Origin of the sequence: Nocardia sp. NPDC051570, assembly GCF_044454005.1 — a bacterium.
In the GTDB taxonomy this organism is placed as follows: domain Bacteria; phylum Actinomycetota; class Actinomycetes; order Mycobacteriales; family Mycobacteriaceae; genus Nocardia.
In genome coordinates, this window is the sequence record NZ_JBITDI010000007.1 from 366,767 (window position 1) to 384,452 (window position 17,686).

Annotated in this window: 16 protein-coding genes and 1 pseudogene; 10 read left to right on the forward strand and 7 right to left on the reverse strand. The window is 66.8% G+C overall.

Going from position 1 to position 17,686, the window contains the following annotated elements; all coding sequences use genetic code 11:
• Positions 1-24: 24 nt before the first annotated feature.
• Entirely contained in the window at positions 25-726 is a 702-nt protein-coding gene (locus tag ACIA76_RS20440) for a hypothetical protein (protein ID WP_397153406.1), read from the forward strand.
• Positions 727-768: 42 nt separating this feature from the next.
• Here the strand turns inward: ACIA76_RS20440 and katG are convergent, their stop codons facing one another.
• From katG to ACIA76_RS20455, 3 genes are all read right to left on the reverse strand, one after another.
• The gene (gene katG / locus ACIA76_RS20445; protein ID WP_397153407.1) at positions 769-2,997 is read right to left on the reverse strand and encodes a catalase/peroxidase HPI; all 2,229 of its coding nucleotides are present in this window, start codon (positions 2,995-2,997) and stop codon (positions 769-771) included.
• Between the two features lie 36 nt (positions 2,998-3,033).
• Positions 3,034-3,444: a Fur family transcriptional regulator gene (locus ACIA76_RS20450; RefSeq protein ID WP_397153500.1), complete on the reverse strand. Its 411-nt coding sequence runs from the start codon at positions 3,442-3,444 to the stop codon at positions 3,034-3,036.
• Between the two features lie 85 nt (positions 3,445-3,529).
• The gene (locus tag ACIA76_RS20455; RefSeq protein WP_397153408.1) at positions 3,530-4,981 is read right to left on the reverse strand and encodes an APC family permease; all 1,452 of its coding nucleotides are present in this window, start codon (positions 4,979-4,981) and stop codon (positions 3,530-3,532) included.
• 177 nt (positions 4,982-5,158) lie between these two features.
• Between ACIA76_RS20455 and ACIA76_RS20460 the strand changes: the two genes are divergently transcribed.
• Positions 5,159-6,409 carry a TetR/AcrR family transcriptional regulator gene (locus ACIA76_RS20460; RefSeq protein ID WP_397153409.1) on the forward strand — a complete coding sequence of 417 codons (1,251 nt, stop codon included), beginning with the start codon at positions 5,159-5,161 and terminating at the stop codon, positions 6,407-6,409.
• 71 nt (positions 6,410-6,480) lie between these two features.
• On the opposite strand, the gene ACIA76_RS20465 is transcribed toward ACIA76_RS20460, so the two are convergent.
• Positions 6,481-7,296 carry an SDR family NAD(P)-dependent oxidoreductase gene (locus ACIA76_RS20465; RefSeq protein ID WP_397153501.1) on the reverse strand — a complete coding sequence of 272 codons (816 nt, stop codon included), beginning with the start codon at positions 7,294-7,296 and terminating at the stop codon, positions 6,481-6,483.
• Between the two features lie 210 nt (positions 7,297-7,506).
• Here ACIA76_RS20465 and ACIA76_RS20470 point away from each other — a divergent pair.
• A pseudogene (locus tag ACIA76_RS20470) lies at positions 7,507-8,219 on the forward strand (S1 family peptidase).
• Between the two features lie 52 nt (positions 8,220-8,271).
• Here the strand turns inward: ACIA76_RS20470 and ACIA76_RS20475 are convergent.
• Complete coding sequence (locus tag ACIA76_RS20475; protein WP_397153410.1) at positions 8,272-8,688, reverse strand: MarR family winged helix-turn-helix transcriptional regulator; 417 nt, start codon at positions 8,686-8,688, stop codon at positions 8,272-8,274.
• Positions 8,689-8,735: 47 nt separating this feature from the next.
• Between ACIA76_RS20475 and ACIA76_RS20480 the strand changes: the two genes are divergently transcribed.
• On the forward strand, positions 8,736-9,422 hold the full coding sequence (locus tag ACIA76_RS20480; protein ID WP_397153411.1) for a class I SAM-dependent methyltransferase: 687 nt from the start codon (positions 8,736-8,738) through the stop codon (positions 9,420-9,422).
• Positions 9,423-9,488: 66 nt separating this feature from the next.
• On the opposite strand, the gene ACIA76_RS20485 is transcribed toward ACIA76_RS20480, so the two are convergent.
• The gene (locus ACIA76_RS20485) at positions 9,489-10,013 is read right to left on the reverse strand and encodes a PadR family transcriptional regulator (RefSeq protein ID WP_397153412.1); all 525 of its coding nucleotides are present in this window, start codon (positions 10,011-10,013) and stop codon (positions 9,489-9,491) included.
• Positions 10,014-10,112: 99 nt separating this feature from the next.
• On the opposite strand from ACIA76_RS20485, the gene ACIA76_RS20490 reads away from it, so the two are divergent.
• Together ACIA76_RS20490 and ACIA76_RS20495 are read left to right on the forward strand one after the other, a co-directional pair.
• Positions 10,113-10,670, forward strand: coding sequence for a hypothetical protein (locus tag ACIA76_RS20490; RefSeq protein WP_397153413.1), 558 nt, complete (start codon positions 10,113-10,115; stop codon positions 10,668-10,670).
• A 47-nt stretch (positions 10,671-10,717) separates the two neighbouring features.
• On the forward strand, positions 10,718-12,016 hold the full coding sequence (locus tag ACIA76_RS20495) for a carotenoid oxygenase family protein (RefSeq protein ID WP_397153414.1): 1,299 nt from the start codon (positions 10,718-10,720) through the stop codon (positions 12,014-12,016).
• A 92-nt stretch (positions 12,017-12,108) separates the two neighbouring features.
• Here the strand turns inward: ACIA76_RS20495 and ACIA76_RS20500 are convergent, their stop codons facing one another.
• Positions 12,109-13,266 (reverse strand): hypothetical protein, encoded by a 1,158-nt coding sequence (locus ACIA76_RS20500; RefSeq protein ID WP_397153415.1) that lies wholly within the window; start codon positions 13,264-13,266, stop codon positions 12,109-12,111.
• A gap of 78 nt (positions 13,267-13,344) precedes the next feature.
• On the opposite strand from ACIA76_RS20500, the gene ACIA76_RS20505 reads away from it, so the two are divergent.
• From ACIA76_RS20505 to ACIA76_RS20520, 4 genes are all read left to right on the forward strand, one after another.
• Positions 13,345-14,034: an AAA family ATPase gene (locus ACIA76_RS20505; RefSeq protein ID WP_397153416.1), complete on the forward strand. Its 690-nt coding sequence runs from the start codon at positions 13,345-13,347 to the stop codon at positions 14,032-14,034.
• A 303-nt stretch (positions 14,035-14,337) separates the two neighbouring features.
• Positions 14,338-14,898: a hypothetical protein gene (locus ACIA76_RS20510; RefSeq protein WP_397153417.1), complete on the forward strand. Its 561-nt coding sequence runs from the start codon at positions 14,338-14,340 to the stop codon at positions 14,896-14,898.
• A gap of 329 nt (positions 14,899-15,227) precedes the next feature.
• A complete protein-coding gene (gene aspS, locus ACIA76_RS20515) occupies positions 15,228-16,511 on the forward strand; it encodes an aspartate--tRNA(Asn) ligase (protein ID WP_397153418.1) in 1,284 nt (427 codons plus the stop codon).
• A 126-nt stretch (positions 16,512-16,637) separates the two neighbouring features.
• Positions 16,638-17,657, forward strand: coding sequence for an FAD-dependent oxidoreductase (locus ACIA76_RS20520; RefSeq protein WP_397153419.1), 1,020 nt, complete (start codon positions 16,638-16,640; stop codon positions 17,655-17,657).
• Positions 17,658-17,686 lie beyond the last annotated feature (29 nt).

A 17,686-nucleotide genomic window follows, 5' to 3' on the forward strand; every position in this document is an offset into this window, starting at 1 on the left:
GTGGGATTCGAAGGGAGCAGCGTCGTGCCGAACAGGTCGTCGAGGGCAGGGATTCTCGCAGTACTGGTTGTCGTGTGCGCGGGGGCACTCGCCCCGGCCGCGGGACCGGCGTCCGCCGATCCCGCCGCCTGCGCCGCCGGTGATCCGTTACGGCCGCAGGCCGAGTTGTTCGCGACCGACAACACCGCCGTCATCACCGATCCCGGCGATCCGCGACTGCAGGATCGGTTGCAGCCGTTCGAATTCCAGGTCGACGCGATGGTGGTCACGGGGATGGCGCTGCCGGTCGGATCCGATCTGCTCGACGGGGTGTTCTGGTCCGATACCCAGCAGGCGGTGACCTATGAGCGGTCCCGGGAGTTCCGGCTCGCCTGTGTGAGCACCCCGGACCTGCGCGCGATCGCCGAGCGGGTGCGCGCGCGGTTCGCTCAGGAATCGGTGCTGATCTTCCAGCCACTCGCGGCCGACGATCCCGCGGCCGACGCCGTACAGGTCGAGGTTCCAGGGCTGGACTCCCGGCGGTTGCACGATGTGCTGCTGGCCGATGCCGATGCGCGCGAACAGCTTTCGGGCGGTTCGGTCACCGAGGCGGGCGTGGGGCTGCTGATCACCGAGCGCGCCGATCTCGAGACGGTGCGCCGCACCGTCGAGAAGTCCGGCGCGTCGTGGAGCAGCGCGGCCGTCCGATACGGCACCCGCGACTTCGTCGAGGCGACCGGACACTGAATCGACGATGCCCCCGCCGAAGCGGGGGCATCGCGAGGCGGATCAGGCCAGGTCGAACCGGTCGAGGTTCATGACCTTGGTCCAGGCCGCGACGAAGTCCGTCACGAACTTCTCCTTCGCGTCATCGGTCGCGTAAGCCTCGGCGACGGCGCGCAGCTGCGAATTCGAGCCGAAGATCAGATCGATGCGGCTGCCGGTCCACTTCGCCGCGCCGGTGGCGCGGTCCTTGCCGACGTAGGTGCCCTCGTCGGACGCGGGCGCCCATTCGGTGCCCATATCGAGCAGGTTCACGAAGAAGTCGTTGGTCAGCTTCTCCGGGCTCGCGGTGAGCGCACCGAGCGCGGACTGCTTGTAGTTCGCGCCCAGCACCCGCAGGCCGCCGATGAGGACCGTCATCTCGGGAGCGCTCAGCGTCAGCAGATTCGCCCTGTCGATGAGCAGGTATTCGGCCGGCAGGCGGTTGCCCTTGCCGAGGTAGTTGCGGAAGCCGTCGGCGGAGGGCTCGAGCGCGGAGAAGGACTCCACATCGGTCTGCTCCTGGGTGGTATCCGTACGCCCCGGCGTGAACGGCACCCGGACGTCGAATCCGGCGTCCTTGGCGGCCTTTTCGACCGCCGCGACGCCGCCGAGGACGACCAGATCCGCGAACGACACCCGGACGTTGCCGCTCTGCTCGCCGTTGAACGCCGCCTGGATCCGCTCCAGAGTCGGCACCACCAGCGCCAGCTGATCGGGCTCGTTGACCTCCCAGCCGCGCTGCGGCTGCAGGCGGATGCGGCCGCCGTTGGCGCCGCCGCGCTTATCGCTGCCGCGGAACGACGAGGCCGCCGCCCACGCGGTCGAAACCAGTTGCGGCACGGTCAGACCCGAGGCGAGGATGCGGGCCTTCAGGTCGGCGATCTGAGCCTCGCCGACGAGATCGGCGGTCACCGCGGGGATCGGATCCTGCCACAGCAGCGTCTGGGCGGGAACCAGCGGCCCGAGGTAGCGGACCTTGGGGCCCATATCGCGGTGGACCAGCTTGTACCAGGCCTTGGAGAACTCCTCGGCCAGCTCCTCCGGATGCTCGAGCCAGCGCCGGGTGATCCGCTCGTAGATCGGATCCAGGCGCAACGACAGATCGGTGGTGAGCATCGAGGGGGTGCGAGTCCTGGTGCCGCCCTGCGGATCCGGCACGGTATTCGCGCCCGCGCCGTCCTTCGGGATCCACTGCCAGGCACCGGCCGGGCTCTTGGTCTTCTCCCATTCGTAGCCGTAGAGGATCTCGAGGAAGCTGTTGTCCCACTGGGTCGGGGTGGGCGTCCAGGTCACCTCGATACCGCTGGTGATGGCGTCCGCGCCGACACCGGATTTGTAGGAGCTCTTCCAGCCCAGGCCCTGCTGCTCGAGCGGGGCGGCCTCGGGCTCGTGGCCGACCAGTCCGGCATCGCCCGCGCCGTGGGTCTTGCCGAAGGTGTGGCCGCCGACGATCAGCGCCGCGGTCTCGATATCGTTCATGGCCATCCGGCGGAACGTCTCACGGATGTCGACGGCCGCGGCCATCGGATCCGGATTGCCGTTGGGCCCTTCGGGATTGACGTAGATCAGGCCCATCTGCACTGCGGCCAACGGGCTTTCGAGATCGCGCTGACCGGTGTAGCGCTCATCGCCGAGCCATTCGGCCTCCGGACCCCAGTAGACGTCCTCCTCCGGCTCCCACTGGTCGATGCGACCGCCGCCGAAGCCGAAGGTCTTGAAGCCCATGGATTCCAGCGCGCAGTTACCCGCGAAGACGATCAGATCGGCCCACGACAGCTTCTTGCCGTACTTCTGCTTGACCGGCCACAGCAGCCGGCGCGCCTTGTCCAGGCTGGCGTTGTCGGGCCAGCTGTTGAGCGGGGCGAAGCGCTGCATGCCCGCGCCCGCTCCACCGCGGCCGTCGTTGATGCGGTAGGTGCCCGCGGCGTGCCAGGCCATGCGGATGAACAGCGGTCCGTAGTGACCGAAGTCGGCGGGCCACCAGGGCTGCGAGGTGGTCATCACCTCGTTGATGTCGTGGCGCACGGCATCCAGATCGAGGGTGGCGAATTCCTTGGCGTAGTCGAAGTCCGCGCCCATGGGGTTGGCCACGGCCGGATTCTTCTGCAGGATCTTCAGATTCAGCTGATCGGGCCACCAGTCCCGGTTGCCGCCACCCTCCACCGGATACTTCAGGCGGCCGGACCTGACGGGGCAACCACTGTCGGCTGGTTCGGTATTGGCCTCCGCGATGGGCGGATGTTCCTGGGCCACGACAATTCCTTTCCGGACAAGCGAATTGGGCTGTGATCACGGATGTGATCGGGATGGGGTCGAGCAGTCGGAGCAGATGCCCCAATAGATGACCTCGGCCTCGTCCAGGACGAAACCGTTGTCGTCCGACGCGGTCAGACAGGGCGCGTCGCCGACGGCGCAGTCGACATCGGCGATGGCGCCGCAGGTTCGGCAGACGACATGGTGATGGTTGTCCCCGACCCGGGTCTCGTAGCGCGCCACCGAACCCATGGGCTGGATGCGCCGGATCAGACGCGCCTCGGTCAGCGCCCGCAGCACGTCGTAGACGGCCTGATGGGACACCGTGCCGAGGCGCTCGCGCACGCGAGCGAGGATCGAGTCGGTATCGGAATGGGGGTGATTGTGCACAGCGGCGAGCACGGCCATCCGCGGCGCGGTCACCCGCAGTGCCGCCTCGCGCAACATGCGCTCGAAGTCCGTGATGCTGGACACATTCAGGAGTATGACCGATTCAAGTCTTCGGCGGGCCCGATTCGCGGCCCCGGTTCTCCTACGGCCGCGAGACGTCGCCCGGATCGGTGTCGACCGGCGCTTGCTGTCGGCTTTTGCGCAGGGTGAGGGCGCGAATCACGCCCAGGGCGAAGACGATCGGGACCACCAGCAGCAGGATCACCGGTGCGATACCGTCGCCGACGAGCTGCGAGAAGTTCCGCACGATCACGTACAGCGCGCCGATCAGGGCGATCAGCGCCGCGCCCGGGGCCAGGAGCGTATGCCAGATCCGCCCGTCGTGGCCGCCGCGGCGGAAGAAGACGATCACCGCGAGGCAGGTCAGCAGCAGCATCGCGAGGATGCCCAGCGTCCCGGCCCACGACAGCCACAGGTACACCTCCAGCGGACCGCTGCGAAAGACCATGAACGCCACCAGGAGTAAGGCCGTCACGCCGCTGGTGGCCAGCGAGGCGCGCGACGGCGCCCGATGCCGCTCGTGGATCACCGCGAGCGCGGCCGGGGCCACGCCGTCGGATCCGAGCGAGCGCAGATAGCGGGCCACGACGTTATGCATCGACAGCACGCCCGCGAAGTAGCTGGTGACCAGCAGAATCTGCAGCAGATCGCGCATCATCGGCCCGACGTAGGCGCCCGCCAGATCCAGGTACATCCCGGTCGGATTCGAATTCGCGACGTCGAGGACCCGATCGGTGCCGACCCCGACCGCGGTCGCCCAGCCGGAGAACGCGTACAGCGTGCCGATCAGGGCGAGCGCGAGGAATGTGGCGCGAGGAATGGTGCGATCGGGATCGGTTGCCTCACTGCGGAATACGACCGTGGCCTCGAATCCGGTGAAGGTGAGGAAGGCGAGCATGAGACCGAATCCCGGCGCCTGCGCGCCGGTCGTGGCCGCCGCCGGGGACAGCGAGGCCAGGCTGAGCCCCTCGTGGCCGCCCTGCACGACGATCGCCAGATCGACCAGCAGCACGCTGGCCGCCTCCACCAGCAGCGCGACCCCGAGCACCCGCCCGCCGATCTCGATATTGCGATAGCCCAGCAGTCCCACGATCAGCCCGAACACGGCCGCCCACAGCCACGGCGAGCTACTGTGCCCGGCCCAGCGCTCGACCAGTTGCACGACCACCTGCCCGACATAGGCCAGCGCGCTGCCCACCATCGCGGCGTAGGCGACCACGGCGACGAATGCGGTGCCGATGCCGGGGAGCTCCCCCAGCCCCGCTCGGACATAGGAGTAGAACGCCCCCGCGTTGGCGACATACTTCGTCATCGCGGTGAATCCGACGGCGAACAGCATGAGCACCGCCCCGGCGATCAGGAAGTACACCGGCGCGCCCACCGACCCGCTGGTCGAGAAGAGCACCGGGATCAGTGCGACCACGGCCCCCAGCGGCGCGGCCGCCGCGGTCACCATGAACACGATCGACCCGACACCCAGCGTTCTCCGCGGCGCGACCCCCGATATCTCCCCCGCAGAACTCTTGCTACCCACAGTGTCACCTACTGCCAGACCGCCATGAAGCCCATGGCAGATCGACTGCGCAGAGCGTGCCTCAGAGTAGTAGTCCAACCCGGTAACGCAACCGCAAGGTCTGTTTATCCGATCCCGCCCGGCGAGTTTAATCAGATGGATAAACTATTCGGCCGCACGCTGGGTACCGTGACACTCATGACCGACGACCGCGCGGGCCGCCGGCGCGGCCCGCGAACCGACGTCGACACCCATACGGTGATCCTCGAGACCGCCGAGCGGCTGTTCGGCGACGGCTCGGCCGAGACGATCTCGCTGCGATCGGTCGCGCGAGCCGCGGGCGTCACCACACGCGCGATCTCCTATCACTTCGCCGACCGGCGCGAGCTGCTGCGCGCGGTGCTGGCCCGGCGCGGCGGGCCGATCGCCGAGACCATCGCCCAACGGCTGGACGGACTTTCGCGCGCGCCCACGGCGCCGTCGCTCGGCGAGGTGGTGCGGGCGCTGCTCGACCCGTACGTCGCACTGCTCGACGACGATCCCGTCGGTGGGCGGCGCTGGCTGAGGATCCTCATCCGGCACAGCGAAATGTGGCCGCCCGAACCCGATTCGGCGGCGTTGTTCGCCGCCGCGGCCGGGCGGGCGCTGACGGGGGTGTCGCCGGACGAACTCGAGCATCGGGCGCGGATCGCGCTGCTGTCGATGACGACGACGCTGGCCCACGGTGCGGGCATGCGAGATACGGACCGCCGGTGGGTGTCTCATCTCGCCGACTTCCTCACCGCCGGAATCCGCGGCCCACACGGGACAGCGCCCCTCGCAACCGATCACCGAACCCCCGTGCCGGAGATGCGCTCTCGCGCGAGCAGGACATCCGCCCGCGGCCGCCCCCGCGATCCGCGCCGCCGGACGGCGGTGATGACGGCTGCCCGCGAGCTGCTGGGCGAACGAGGATACGACGAGCTGACCCTGAGCGAGGTCGCCCGCCGCGCAGGGGTGTCGCGCCCATTCGTCTACGACCATTGGGGCAGCCGTCCCGCGCTGGTAGGCGATGCGATACTCACTGCACCCCACCATGATCCGCCGACCGACGCGGATAAACCGTTCGCCCGGGCGATCACGGATCTGATCGAGGCGACGATGCGCCTGCAGTCCGATCCGATCCAACTGGCCGGGCTGTCCGCCCTCACGTCCGGACCGCGCCACCGCACCGATCTACTCGCCCGGCTCGACGCCGGAGACACCGCACCGATCCGCGCGGCCTTCCTCCGACTGATCGAACGAGGCAAGGCCGACGGCGTCGTCCGTCCCGATATCGACGGCCCGGCACTGTTCGACACCGTCCGCGGCGCGGCCACGATGCACCTACTGACCGATCCGGCGGACCGTGCGAATCCGATCGCACATCTGACCGCGATCGTGCTGCGCGCCATCACTCCCCAGGAGTGATGCGAGCCCTTTTTCTTACGCCATGTCAGTGAAATCCGCGTGCGGCTCGGTGGCTGCGGGCAGCAGATCGTTCATGCCAATCCAGCCAATCGGGTGCTGCGGTCCCACAGCTCGCCCCCGACCGCCGGGATCCGGAGGCTGCGCGGCCTGCCCTTCTCGTAGTAGCCGCCGGACTCCCAGCCGCGGCCCGGCTCGGTCGTGGCCAGCCAGATCAGTTGTCGCGCGGCCTGTTCCGGCGATTGGAACAACAGGCGCGGGATGGGTGAGCGGAATACCGTGCCCACCACGCTTCGGCTGGTCCTGGCGAAGTTCGTCGCGACTCCGCCGGGATGGAAGGCCACCGCGGACAGGCCTCGGTCGTGATATCTGGCATGCAGTTCCCGGGTGAACAGGATGAGCTCCCGTTTGGCGTTGCCGTAGGCGCGCACGGGTGAGTATCGGCGCGTGTTGCCGAGGTCGTCCAGATCCAGCCGCGCCGACAGCCGCGCCGCATTGCTCGCGGTCTGGATGACCGAGGCGCGGGCGGCCAGCAATGCGTCGATGAGCAGGTTGGTCAGCAGAAACGGTGCGAGATAGTTGATTTGGAAGGTCTGTTCGAACCCGTCGGCCGTGACGGCGCGCTCGCCGAGGATCGCTCCCGCATTGTTGGCGAGGACATCGATGCGGGGATAGCGTTCGGCGAGCGCCGCCGCGAGCGCGCGCACCTCATCCAGATAGGCGAAGTCCGCGACGGCATGGTCGACGCCCAACTCGCGCGCCCGGGCCGCGGTCTTACCGGGCGAACGGCCCACGATGACCACCCGGTGCCCGGCGTGCACCAGGTGGCGAGCCGCGGCGACGCCGGTCCCGTCGCTCGCTCCGGTGATGACGATGGTTTTCGGCACGATACAAGGATCACCGCCGACGGGATGACCGGTCCATCACCCGATCCGGGTGATCATCGACCGTCCTCCGGTCCCCGGGCCCGACAAGATCACCCATCCGCGGTGGCCGCTGGTGACGAATGCCCACTGGCCGAGACTGTTCCACCTGATACGAGTGAGGACCGGATGCTGATTGCTCGTGGAGTCGCCCTGCTGGCGATAGCGGTGGCCACGATGTTCGCGCCCGGCGGGCCCGCGGCCGCCGTCGTGGGCGGCGCCACCGCCGATATCCACGAGTACCGCTGGCTGGCCGCCCTCGGATCCGGCTCCCGCACCGATCGGCCCTCGGGACAGTTCTGCGCGGGCGTGCTCCTGGCGCCGGATCGAATCCTGACAGCCGCCCACTGCCTGTCGCGGCCGGGCGATCCCACCGTCATCTTCGACCGCGACGATATGCGGACATCGGCGGGAGTCTCGGTGGCCGTATCCGCCACCTGGATCGATCCGGCGTTCCATACCTCGCTGTGGACCGATCCGGAGACCGGAGCACAGACCAAGGTCTATCACCACGACCTCGCGATCCTCACCCTCGCCGAGCCCCAAGACCAGCGAAATCCCGTGGGGCTCACCGGCTCCCACGGATCACCCGGCACGGTCCTGGGCTGGGGCACCACCTCCCAACAGGACCATGCCAACACCCGGCTCCGCCGAGCCGATGTCCCCTACTCCCCAGCACCGCATGCCTCCGCAGCTACGGCTCATCCTTCGATCCCGACGATATGATCTGCGCCGGATCGGCCCATACCGACACCTGCCAATACGACAGCGGCGGACCACTTCTCATCGACGGCCGAGTCGCCGGACTCACCTCCTGGGGTTACGGCTGCGCCCGCCCCGGCTACCCGGGCGTCTACACCCGAATTCCGGAACACGAATTACCCCGATGAATTCTCGCGCCGAAATGCGCCCACGCCGCGCGGAAGTCGTTGCGGTGCGGCGCTAACCGATGGCGGCGAGCAGCCGCCGGAACTCACGCCGATCCTGTTCGCTGAGTTTGGCGAGGACCCGGCGTTCGGCCTCGACCACCTTGGGGTCGAGGCGCTCGAGCAGGGTGAGGCCCTCGCGTGTCAGCGTCGCGGGCAACGACCTCCCCGAGGGCACGGTCGCGGGGCGCGTCACCAGGCCGCGCTCCTGTAGTTCGCGAATCACCTTGTTCATCGCCTGCGGCGACACATTGGCATCGCGCGCCAGCTGGGCGTTGGACAGCCCGGGCGACTGGGCCAGCATGCGCACGCATACGTATTCGGAGAACGCCAGTTTCATCGGCTCCAGCACGGTGACGGCCACCTCGGCGCGCAGGGCCGTCGCCACCCGGTACAGAAGGTAGCCGAGTGGCTTGTCCTCGAGTCCTTCCATATCAACTATCTTGACACATATCAACCTCGTTGACATACCATGGGGATATGACGACTTCACCCAATGAAGCGATGTTCGAATCCGCCTATCGTGGCCAATCTCCCGAGATGGGAGAGGGCAACCGGCCGCCGTGGAGCCTCGGCGTGCCCCAGCCCGAGATCGCCGCACTCATCGACGAAGGCAAGTTCCACGGTGAGATCCTCGACGCGGGCTGCGGTGAGGCCGCGGTGTCGTTGCACCTCGCCGAGCGGGGTTTCACGACCGTCGGCCTGGATATGTCGGCGACCGCGATCGAGCTCGCGCGGGCCGCGGCCGCGCGGCGCGGCCTGAGCAACGCCAGCTACGAGGTCGCCGACATCAGCTCGTTCACCGGTTACGACGGTCGCTTCGGCACCATCGTCGACAGCACGCTGTTCCACTCGATGCCGGTCGAATTGCGCCGGGGCTACCAGGAATCGATCGTGCGCGCCGCGGCGCCCGGCGCCTCGTATTTCGTGCTCGTCTTCGACGGGACGACCATGCCCGATGGTCCGATCAACCCGGTCTCCGCCGAGGAGTTGCGCGCGGTGGTCGGCGACTACTGGGCGATCGACGAGATCCGACCGGCACGCATCCACGCCCATGTTCCCGATAACTTCCCGGGCTTCGAGAACTTCGCGGGCACCGATATCAAGGACGAGGGCAACGGTCGCAAGTCGGTCCCCGCCTGGCTGCTCTCGGCACATCTGGCCTGACCACGGCCTGAATCCAGCACGACGACCCCTGGCGGAGATGTCCAGGGGTTTCGTCGCATCCGGCGCTCAGGCCGGGCGGATCGGCGGCTGCTCCAGCGCCCATCGCACCCATTCCTGATTCATGGCATAGAACCGCTCGCCCCATTCCATCGCGATGTGGCCGTACTGCGACAGATTCGATTCGTCCCAGTCCACCGACTCCTTCAGCGCGGCCAGCTCCTCCTGAGCCTTGGCATAGGTCGCCTCGATATCGGTCAGATACGCGTGCGCGTCCGCCGGTGACACCGCGCCGAGGAAGAACACGCGCAGCAGCATTTCGTTGCGCAACACGCGTTTCGGCGTCGTGGTGGTCAGCCACCCCCGCAGATCGGCCAGGCCTTCCTCGGTGACGGCGTACTCCTTGCGCCCCCGCGGGCCCTCATCGGCGACCTCGAGCAAACCGGCGTCCGCGAGCTTGGTCAGCTCGGTGTAGATCTGGCTCTGGGTGGCCGGCCAGACGTTCGACAGCGAATTCCTGAAGCGGCGCAACAGGTCGTAACCGCTGGCGGGCTCATCGGCCAACAGTCCGAGCAGGGCGTACCGGAGACTCATGACATCACTCTACATTCCACTATTGACATGTCTGAAGTTGGCATTCAAACTCTGACATGTCAGAACTGGAATGTTGTGCCGTCAAGGAGCTCCGATCCCATGATCTACCTGCGCACCTTCTCCCCCTGGATCGTCTACGCCGTGATCCCGTCCCACTATTGGCAGTGGTCCGCGCTGATCGCGCTCGGCATCTCGGTGGTCGGCATCGGCTATCAGATTCGTGCCGGGCAGCGCCTGGACGCCCTGATCCTCGACTGCGGTTCCGCGCTGTTCTTCGCCGCGCTCACCGTGCTCGCCTTCGCCGATCCGAATACCGCACTGCATCCGTACAGCCCGGCGATCTCCTCCGGAGTGCTCGCGCTCATCGCCGGGATCTCGCTGGCGGTGCGGGTGCCGTTCACGCTTCCGATCGCGAAACAGTCCACGCCGCCGGAGTTTTGGGATCAGCCGCTATTCATCCGCACGGCGTATGTGATCACGTCGGTGTGGACGGCGAGTTTCACCATCGGCTGTGGGGCGCTGGCCTTCCTGGCGCATTCGAACACGCCGCGCACCGTCGTGCAGGTGCTCGCCTTCGTCATCCCGGTGGTGTTCACGATCCGCTACGCGGCCCACATCCAGTCCAAGGCGCGGGCGCTCGGCGAGCAAGCCGCCTGACCGCCTCCGCAGACAGACTCGAAACCATTGATCAGACAGGATGTTTCATGACAGCACCGCATCTCATGGGCAACTACGCGCCCGTGACCGAGGAACTCACCGCCTACGAATTGCCGTGCACCGGAAGGATTCCCGCCGAATTGACCGGCTGGTACCTGCGCAACGGCCCCAATCCGCACGCTGCCGCCTCCGCGCATTGGTTCCTCGGCGACGGCATGGTGCACGGCGTCCGGATCGAGGGTGGGCGCGCGGTCTCCTACCGCAATCGCTGGGTGCGGACCACCGTCTTCACCAACGGTGACCGCGGCCGGGACGAGGACGGCAACCGCGATCTCGCGGCGGGCGTCGCCAACACTCACATCATCCGCCACGCCGGGCGCACCCTCGCCCTGGTCGAATCCTCCTATCCCTACGAAATGACCTGCGATCTGGACACTGTCGGCCCCTACGACTTCGACGGCACGCTGCGCACCGCCATGACCGCACATCCGAAGACCTGCCCCGTCACCGGCGAACTGCACTTCTTCGGCTACGACGTGGTCGAGCCGTACCTCACCTACCATCGCGCGAGCGCCGCGGGCGACCTCGAGATCAGCCGTCCCGTCGAGGTGCCCGCCGCCACGATGCATCACGACTTCAATCTGACCCGCGCCCACGTCGTATTCATGGATCTGCCGGTACTTTTCGATCTGGAGTCCGCGAAAACCGGTGGGCGGATGCCGTTTCGGTGGAACGACGGCTATCAGGCCCGGCTCGGTGTGCTCCGCCGCGACGATCCGTTCGGTGCGATCCGCTGGTTCCCGATCGACCCCTGCTATGTCTTCCACGCGCTCAACGCCTACGACGAACCCGGCCGGATCGTCGTGCAGGTCATGCGGTATCCCAGTATGTGGCGGGGCGATTCGCACAACTTCGAGGAAGCGACCCTGTGGCGCTGGACCATCGACCTCACCACGGGCGCGGTCGACGAACGACAACTCGACGACCGCATCGCCGAATTCCCCCGCATCGACGACCGACTCGCAACCCTGGACGCCCGCTTCGGCCACGCGACCCTCGCATCGAAGACGACCGGCGGACTGATCCGCTACGACCTGCACACCGGCGCCAGCACCACCCACGATTTCGGCCCCGGCCGCATCCCCGCCGAGGCCTCCTTCGCCCCCGCCGACGAAACCCCCGGCGGCCCCGGCTATCTCATGTCCTACGTCTACGACGCCGCCACCGACCGCAGCGATCTGATCATCCTCGACGCCACCGACCTCACCGCCGAGCCGCTGGCGACCATCGGCCTACCCCGCCGAGTACCCTTCGGTTTCCATGGGAATTGGCTCCCCGACCACTGAGGTCACCGCCCACAGCCACCGACGGTCAGCTCCAGCAACACCCGAGTGCCGTTGCGCACGCCCTCGATCTGCTCGGCAACCGCTCCCGCTGCTCAGGCGGCCAGGAAGACACGAGCGCGCTCATTGAAATCGGCAACCAGGGGGTGGGGGCCGAAGGTCATGATGCGTTGCTGGACATCTCGAACGGCCTCTACCGAGCGTGACGACTTGACCTTGCGGGACAGGTCCACGGTTCGCACGGCGGCGACATAGGCCGCCTCCAGATCACGGCTCTGGATGTGTGTTATAGCCAACGCGGCGTGCGAAAGCGCGCCGCGTCGCGCTCGATTTTGGCCGCGTGCGTAGTTGATCGACCGGCGTGCGTGAGGGGCGGCGTCCTCGGGAAGACCCAAGTCGCGGAAGGCGTTAGCCCACTCTCCGCAGATGTACGCGGGGTCTATGAATCGCGCCCACTCCGGTTCGTTGTCGCGGTCGATCTGATCGAACGCACGCTCTGCCTCGTTGATGGCATGTGCGGTATCCCGCTTCTCGCCCATGGTGGCAAGTGCGCGAGCCTCCAAGGTCCACAAGTCAGCCAGGCAGGCAGGCGAACTCACCTTGGCAAGCCCCTGTCGACCAACCTGAGCGAGGCGTCTTCCCTCCTGTGGATGACCGAGCAGCGTCGCCTGATCTGCCATCCCCGCAAGGACGTGCGCGCCGAGAGAGGCGTCCTTCGATTCCTCGGCAAGTCGCAACGCCTGGATTAGATATCGCTGAGCCGCGCCTTGCTCGCCGTTGTCGTATGCCATCCAACCGAGCAAGTACGTCTGCTCGGCAGCGGCGCCAGCGAGCGCACGCCGCACCTCTTCCGTGTAAGTGCGCCGCAGCAAAGGGTAGACGTGCTCGTTCATATATGCGGCGAGCACGAGTCGGCCGCTGCCGCCGCCTTGAAAGATGTCCATCTCCTGGAAATGGGTGAACATGTTCTTGACGGCGGTCACATCTTCGAGCCGAACCCGCTGCCCGTCGTCGGGCAGCTGATCGAGTGTGTTCAACAGCCAGTCGCGCGACGGCCCAATAGCCGCAGCGGCGGCGAACGGCGCGGTGGTGAGGAACTTGCGACGGTCCACGTCGGCTCTCCCGAGGTCTGCTACTGCTTCGACGGTCTCTGTCAACGATGGGTTGTAGACCAGTGCCCGGTCAACCGTAGGCGCATCATCGAACCCAAGATCGTAGGTGGTCACGCGGTAGCCGAAGCGGGTCGAGAACAAACCTGCCAGGATCTCCGGGACTGGTGGGCGAGGAGCGCTGCCCGAGTTCGTGCCCGCGCCGGAACCCGAGGAGGGCTTGTGGTGATTCCCAAGCGAACTCTCGAGGTCGAGAGACCGGTCACGCTCGCCGTGGTCGGTTCGCATTCGACCGGCAAGACCACCTTTCTACGACAGCTGACCGAGCGGTTACGGCGCAAACGGATTCAAGCCGCCTTGGTCAACGATCTCGGTGCGCGGGCCCAGCAGATCGGATTGCCGATCCTGTACGCCCATACCTGGGCATCAACGTTGTGGATCATGACCCGGGGTATCAGCAACGAACTGGAGGCGTGGCGAAACGCTGATGTCGTATTGGTCGACCGCGGCATACCGGACGCGCTCGGCTACTATGAGGCTGCGCTCGAATATCGTGGCCGTCGGCCCGATCCCCGCCGTATCGAACAACTGGAGCGGATCGTCACCGATCACAGCCCGAACTACGACCTTGTGCTCCGCACTGTCCTGGATCCGGATGTGCCGCTGGGTGCCGACAAACCTCGCGACACCGATATGCGATTCCGCAGGATGGCCGACCGGCACGTAGGACGCGTCTTGAACCGCCTCGGGATCATTCACGCCGTGCTGCCGTTCGATGGGCACGACCGCGCGATCGTCGAGGCGATGGCCCTCGTCGAGGGCCGACTCGCCGCGCCCGATGAGGAATTCTCATGGGGTGACCCAGAAGGACCGGCCGGAACCTCCGCGGTGGAAGCAAGCTGGCCAATCTGAAACACCGAATGCGCCCCGACTCGTAACTTGGATTCCAGGGGTCGGCGGGGCGCGTTCGTATTCGGGCGGGTCTACGGCGTGTCCCCCACCCCGGTCAGTGTCAGAACGGTCCGAGAGTGTCCTCGTCAGCGACCGATCCGGACTCTCCGCAGAATCGAATAGAAGCAGTACTGATCTCGGCGCAGGCTCCGTCAGTCACTGTCTATCGAAGTCTTGCCTCGTTGGACGAGGATCCGCAGTGGAGCGTTTCTAGCGCTTATCCGCGCCCTACCACACGAAATCCATTACAGCATCTGGAGGAAAATGCTCACCCGGCGTTCCACCCTCGCTGTCAGCACCACTGCCGTTGTGTTGCTGACCGGGGCAGGTCTGGCGGCTCCAGTCCAGGCCATCCCCGCCGCCGCGTCCGCGGGTCACACCATCGCTATCGGTGTTCACAGCAGCCTCACTTCGTTGCTAGGCCTCGGAAAGAAGAAGAAGAAGAAAAAGACCAGCCGTAAAGTCCGTGACCGCGCGTCCGCTCTGGCGGCGAAAGCCGCCGACAAATCGGACGCCGACAAGGCTCAGGATCTTGCCAAAAAAGCCGAGGCTCTCAGTGCTGAAGCTGAGTCGACAACCAGCGACGCCGCCCAAAAGAAGGACCTCGTCGCCGCAGCCAAAGACGACACCCTGGCTGTCACCGCTCTACTCAAAGCCAGCGGAGTAAGCGGCGCGGACGCCGATGCGGTTATCACCGCCTTCGAAGACGCCGAAAAGGCCGTCGAGGCCGCTGCCAACAAGCCTGAAGACGAAAAGCTCACCGCCGCCGCCGAAAAGGCCCAGGATGATGCCGCCGCCGCTCTCGCCAAATACGTCAAGCTGTGACAACGCCCTAAGAGGTCGCATACCTCGATCCCCACCGCCGAGCCGCTGGCGACCATCGGCCTACCCCGCCGAGTTCCCTTCGGCTTCCACGGGAATTGGCTTCCGGACCACTGAGATCCCGGACTCCGGCCGATAATCGCGTGACAACGAGACCGGCCGACGATACTGTCGCGGTACGCGGCGCTGACGAGCGTGACGAACTCCGAGTCGCGTCGGCCGGTCACCGGATACGACCGATCGAGGCAGCAGATCCTGCTGCGAAGGTGTGGTGGCACCGCGACCGACCCGATCGCCCACACCTCCCGGGGTAGGACTCCTGGAGGTGAGAAGTGTTGCGCACATTATGTTCCGAACTACCCGCGGCGACCGGCGAAGTCGTCCTGGAGGGTTGGATTCATCGGCGGCGCCGGCTCGCGGCCGTGACATTCGTGGTGATCCGCGATCGGACCGGGCTGGCACAGGTGGTGGCGACCGATCCGGTTGTCCGCGAACAGATTTCGCAATTGCCGGAGGAGTCGGTCGTCCGCGTCGCGGGAACGGCGACCGCGAATGCGAAGGCGCCGGGCGGGGTCGAGCTGACCGAACCCGCCATCGAACCACTCGGCGCACCGGCGCGGCAGCCACCGCTGGAACTGTGGCGCCCGGCCGTCGGCGCCACCTTGCCGACGCTGCTCGATCATGCCGCGCTGACCTGGCGTCATCCCGCCCGCCAGGCCGTGTGGAAGATCGCCGCGGCCTCGCTGTCCGGATTCCGCTCCCATCTCGACGGGGCGGGATTCACCGAGATCGCGACGCCGAAGATCGTGGACCGATCCACCGAATCGGGCGCGAACGTCTTCCCGCTGAACTACTTCGGCGCCACCGCCTATCTCGCACAGTCCCCGCAGCTGTACAAGCAGATGCTCACCGGAGTATTCGAGCGGGTATACGAGGTGGGTCCGGTCTTCCGCGCCGAACCACACGACACCGGACGCCATCTCGCGCAGTACACCTCGCTCGACGCCGAGCTGGGGTTCATCGCCGACCATCGCGATGTGCTGACCGTACTGCGCGACACGCTGGCGGCGATGCTGGAAACTGTCCGCGAAACCACCGGTGCCGCAGTGGAACTGCTCGCCGCGACGCTCCCCGTCGTGCCGGACCGGATTCCGATCGTGCACTTCCGCCGCGCCCTCGAATTGGTCGGCGCATCACCGGAGGAACCCGACCTCGCCCCCGAACACGAACGCGCCCTGGGCCACTGGGCCCAGCAGACCTTCGGCTCGGATTTCCTTGCGGTGGAGGGATACCCAGCCGCCAAACGCCCGTTCTACACCCACCCCCAACCCGACGACCCGCGCTGGACCAACTCCTTCGACCTCCTGTTCCGCGGCCTCGAACTGGTCACCGGCGGCCAGCGCCTGCACAACCACGCCGACTACCTCACCGCCCTCATCACCCGCGGCGACGACCCGGCGGAATACGGCCCCTACCTGGAAGCCATGGCCCACGGAATGCCACCACACGGCGGCTTCGCCATCGGCCTGGAACGCTGGGTCACCCGCCTACTCGGATCCGACAACATCCGCTACGCAGCCCTTTTCCCCCGCGACGCCCACCGCCTGCAACCGTGACCAACTGAAGACAGGGACGCCCATTGCAGGGTCAACCCGGTTGCGCGCGGTGCGTGCAGAACATGGTGATCTGCTCGCGCGGCGTCGTCACTCGTCGATAGCGTGGCATCGACAGGAGGTTCGGCTATGAGGACTCGGTTGGGCGCGGCAGTGATCGGTGGTGGGATCGCCGGGGCCACCGCGGCCTTGGCATTGGCCGAGATCGGTGCCCGCGTGGAGGTGTACGAAGCGAAGGCACGCACTGCCATCGAAGGTGGGTCGGTGACGCTGGGGCCGTCGGCGATGACGGCACTGGACCAGGTGGGCGTCGGTGAGCGGATTCGCGCTGTCGGTTTTCCGGTCGTCGAGGCTCGGATGGTGAATACCGTGACGGGGCGGGAGGACAGGGTCTCCTGGTGTGAGCCCGGCCATCAGTGGTCGAGCACACATGTGTGGCGCCGAGATCTGTTGGCGGTGTTGCGCGATCGTCTCGATCGGGTGAGTGTCCGCACTCACTACGGCACCGCTGTCACCGCACGCGAGGTGACCGCAGAACTCGTCGTCGGCGCCGAGGGTGCACGCTCGGAAACCAGGCGCCTGCTGGGCAATTCGATACCGTTGCGCTTTACCGGGCAGGTCATCCGATACGGTCACCACCCCGGCCCGCTGCCCGGACTGCCGAGGCATGTACTGCATTTCTGGATCCATCCGTACGGCGTCGTCGGCTATGTCGGCGATGATCGGGACGGATCGTTCTGGTTCAGTCGCCACACTGCCGATGCTCCGACCGATCCGATCGATCTCGCCCGAATGCTGCACCCGCTCTGCACGACTCCGGCGGCAGCGGTCCTCGACGTCTCCGACGTGAGCGATCAATTCGCCCTCTACGAACTGGATCCCCGCGGAATCTGGAACAACTCCGACACCGTGCTCACCGGCGATGCCGCGCACGCGGTCTCACCGGCCGCCGGCCGCGGGGCCACCTCCGCCATCGAGGACGCCATCGTGCTCGCCAGATCTCTCCGCCACTTCGGCTCGATCGCCGCCGGACTCGACGCCTATACCGCCATCCGTCGCCCACTGGCATCGGCGACCTATCGCTCACCCCGCCATCATCGACCGCCACGCCCCACGGCCGATGATCTCGCCCTGAGCGTCGACCGGTAACCGGCGGATCGATCACCCGGATCGGGTGA

What these genes read in the sequence shown, in the direction of transcription:
- ACIA76_RS20450 (WP_397153500.1), bottom strand. Translation starts at nt 3,444, where the DNA reads ATGTTGCGCGAGGCGGCACTGCGGGTGACCGCGCCGCGGATGGCCGTG.
- ACIA76_RS20460 (WP_397153409.1), top strand. Translation starts at nt 5,159, where the DNA reads ATGACCGACGACCGCGCGGGCCGCCGGCGCGGCCCGCGAACCGACGTC.
- ACIA76_RS20475 (WP_397153410.1), bottom strand. Translation starts at nt 8,688, where the DNA reads ATGGAAGGACTCGAGGACAAGCCACTCGGCTACCTTCTGTACCGGGTG.
- ACIA76_RS20520 (WP_397153419.1), top strand. Translation starts at nt 16,638, where the DNA reads ATGAGGACTCGGTTGGGCGCGGCAGTGATCGGTGGTGGGATCGCCGGG.
- ACIA76_RS20490 (WP_397153413.1), top strand. Translation starts at nt 10,113, where the DNA reads ATGATCTACCTGCGCACCTTCTCCCCCTGGATCGTCTACGCCGTGATC.
- ACIA76_RS20480 (WP_397153411.1), top strand. Translation starts at nt 8,736, where the DNA reads ATGACGACTTCACCCAATGAAGCGATGTTCGAATCCGCCTATCGTGGC.
- ACIA76_RS20510 (WP_397153417.1), top strand. Translation starts at nt 14,338, where the DNA reads ATGCTCACCCGGCGTTCCACCCTCGCTGTCAGCACCACTGCCGTTGTG.
- ACIA76_RS20485 (WP_397153412.1), bottom strand. Translation starts at nt 10,013, where the DNA reads ATGAGTCTCCGGTACGCCCTGCTCGGACTGTTGGCCGATGAGCCCGCC.
- ACIA76_RS20495 (WP_397153414.1), top strand. Translation starts at nt 10,718, where the DNA reads ATGACAGCACCGCATCTCATGGGCAACTACGCGCCCGTGACCGAGGAA.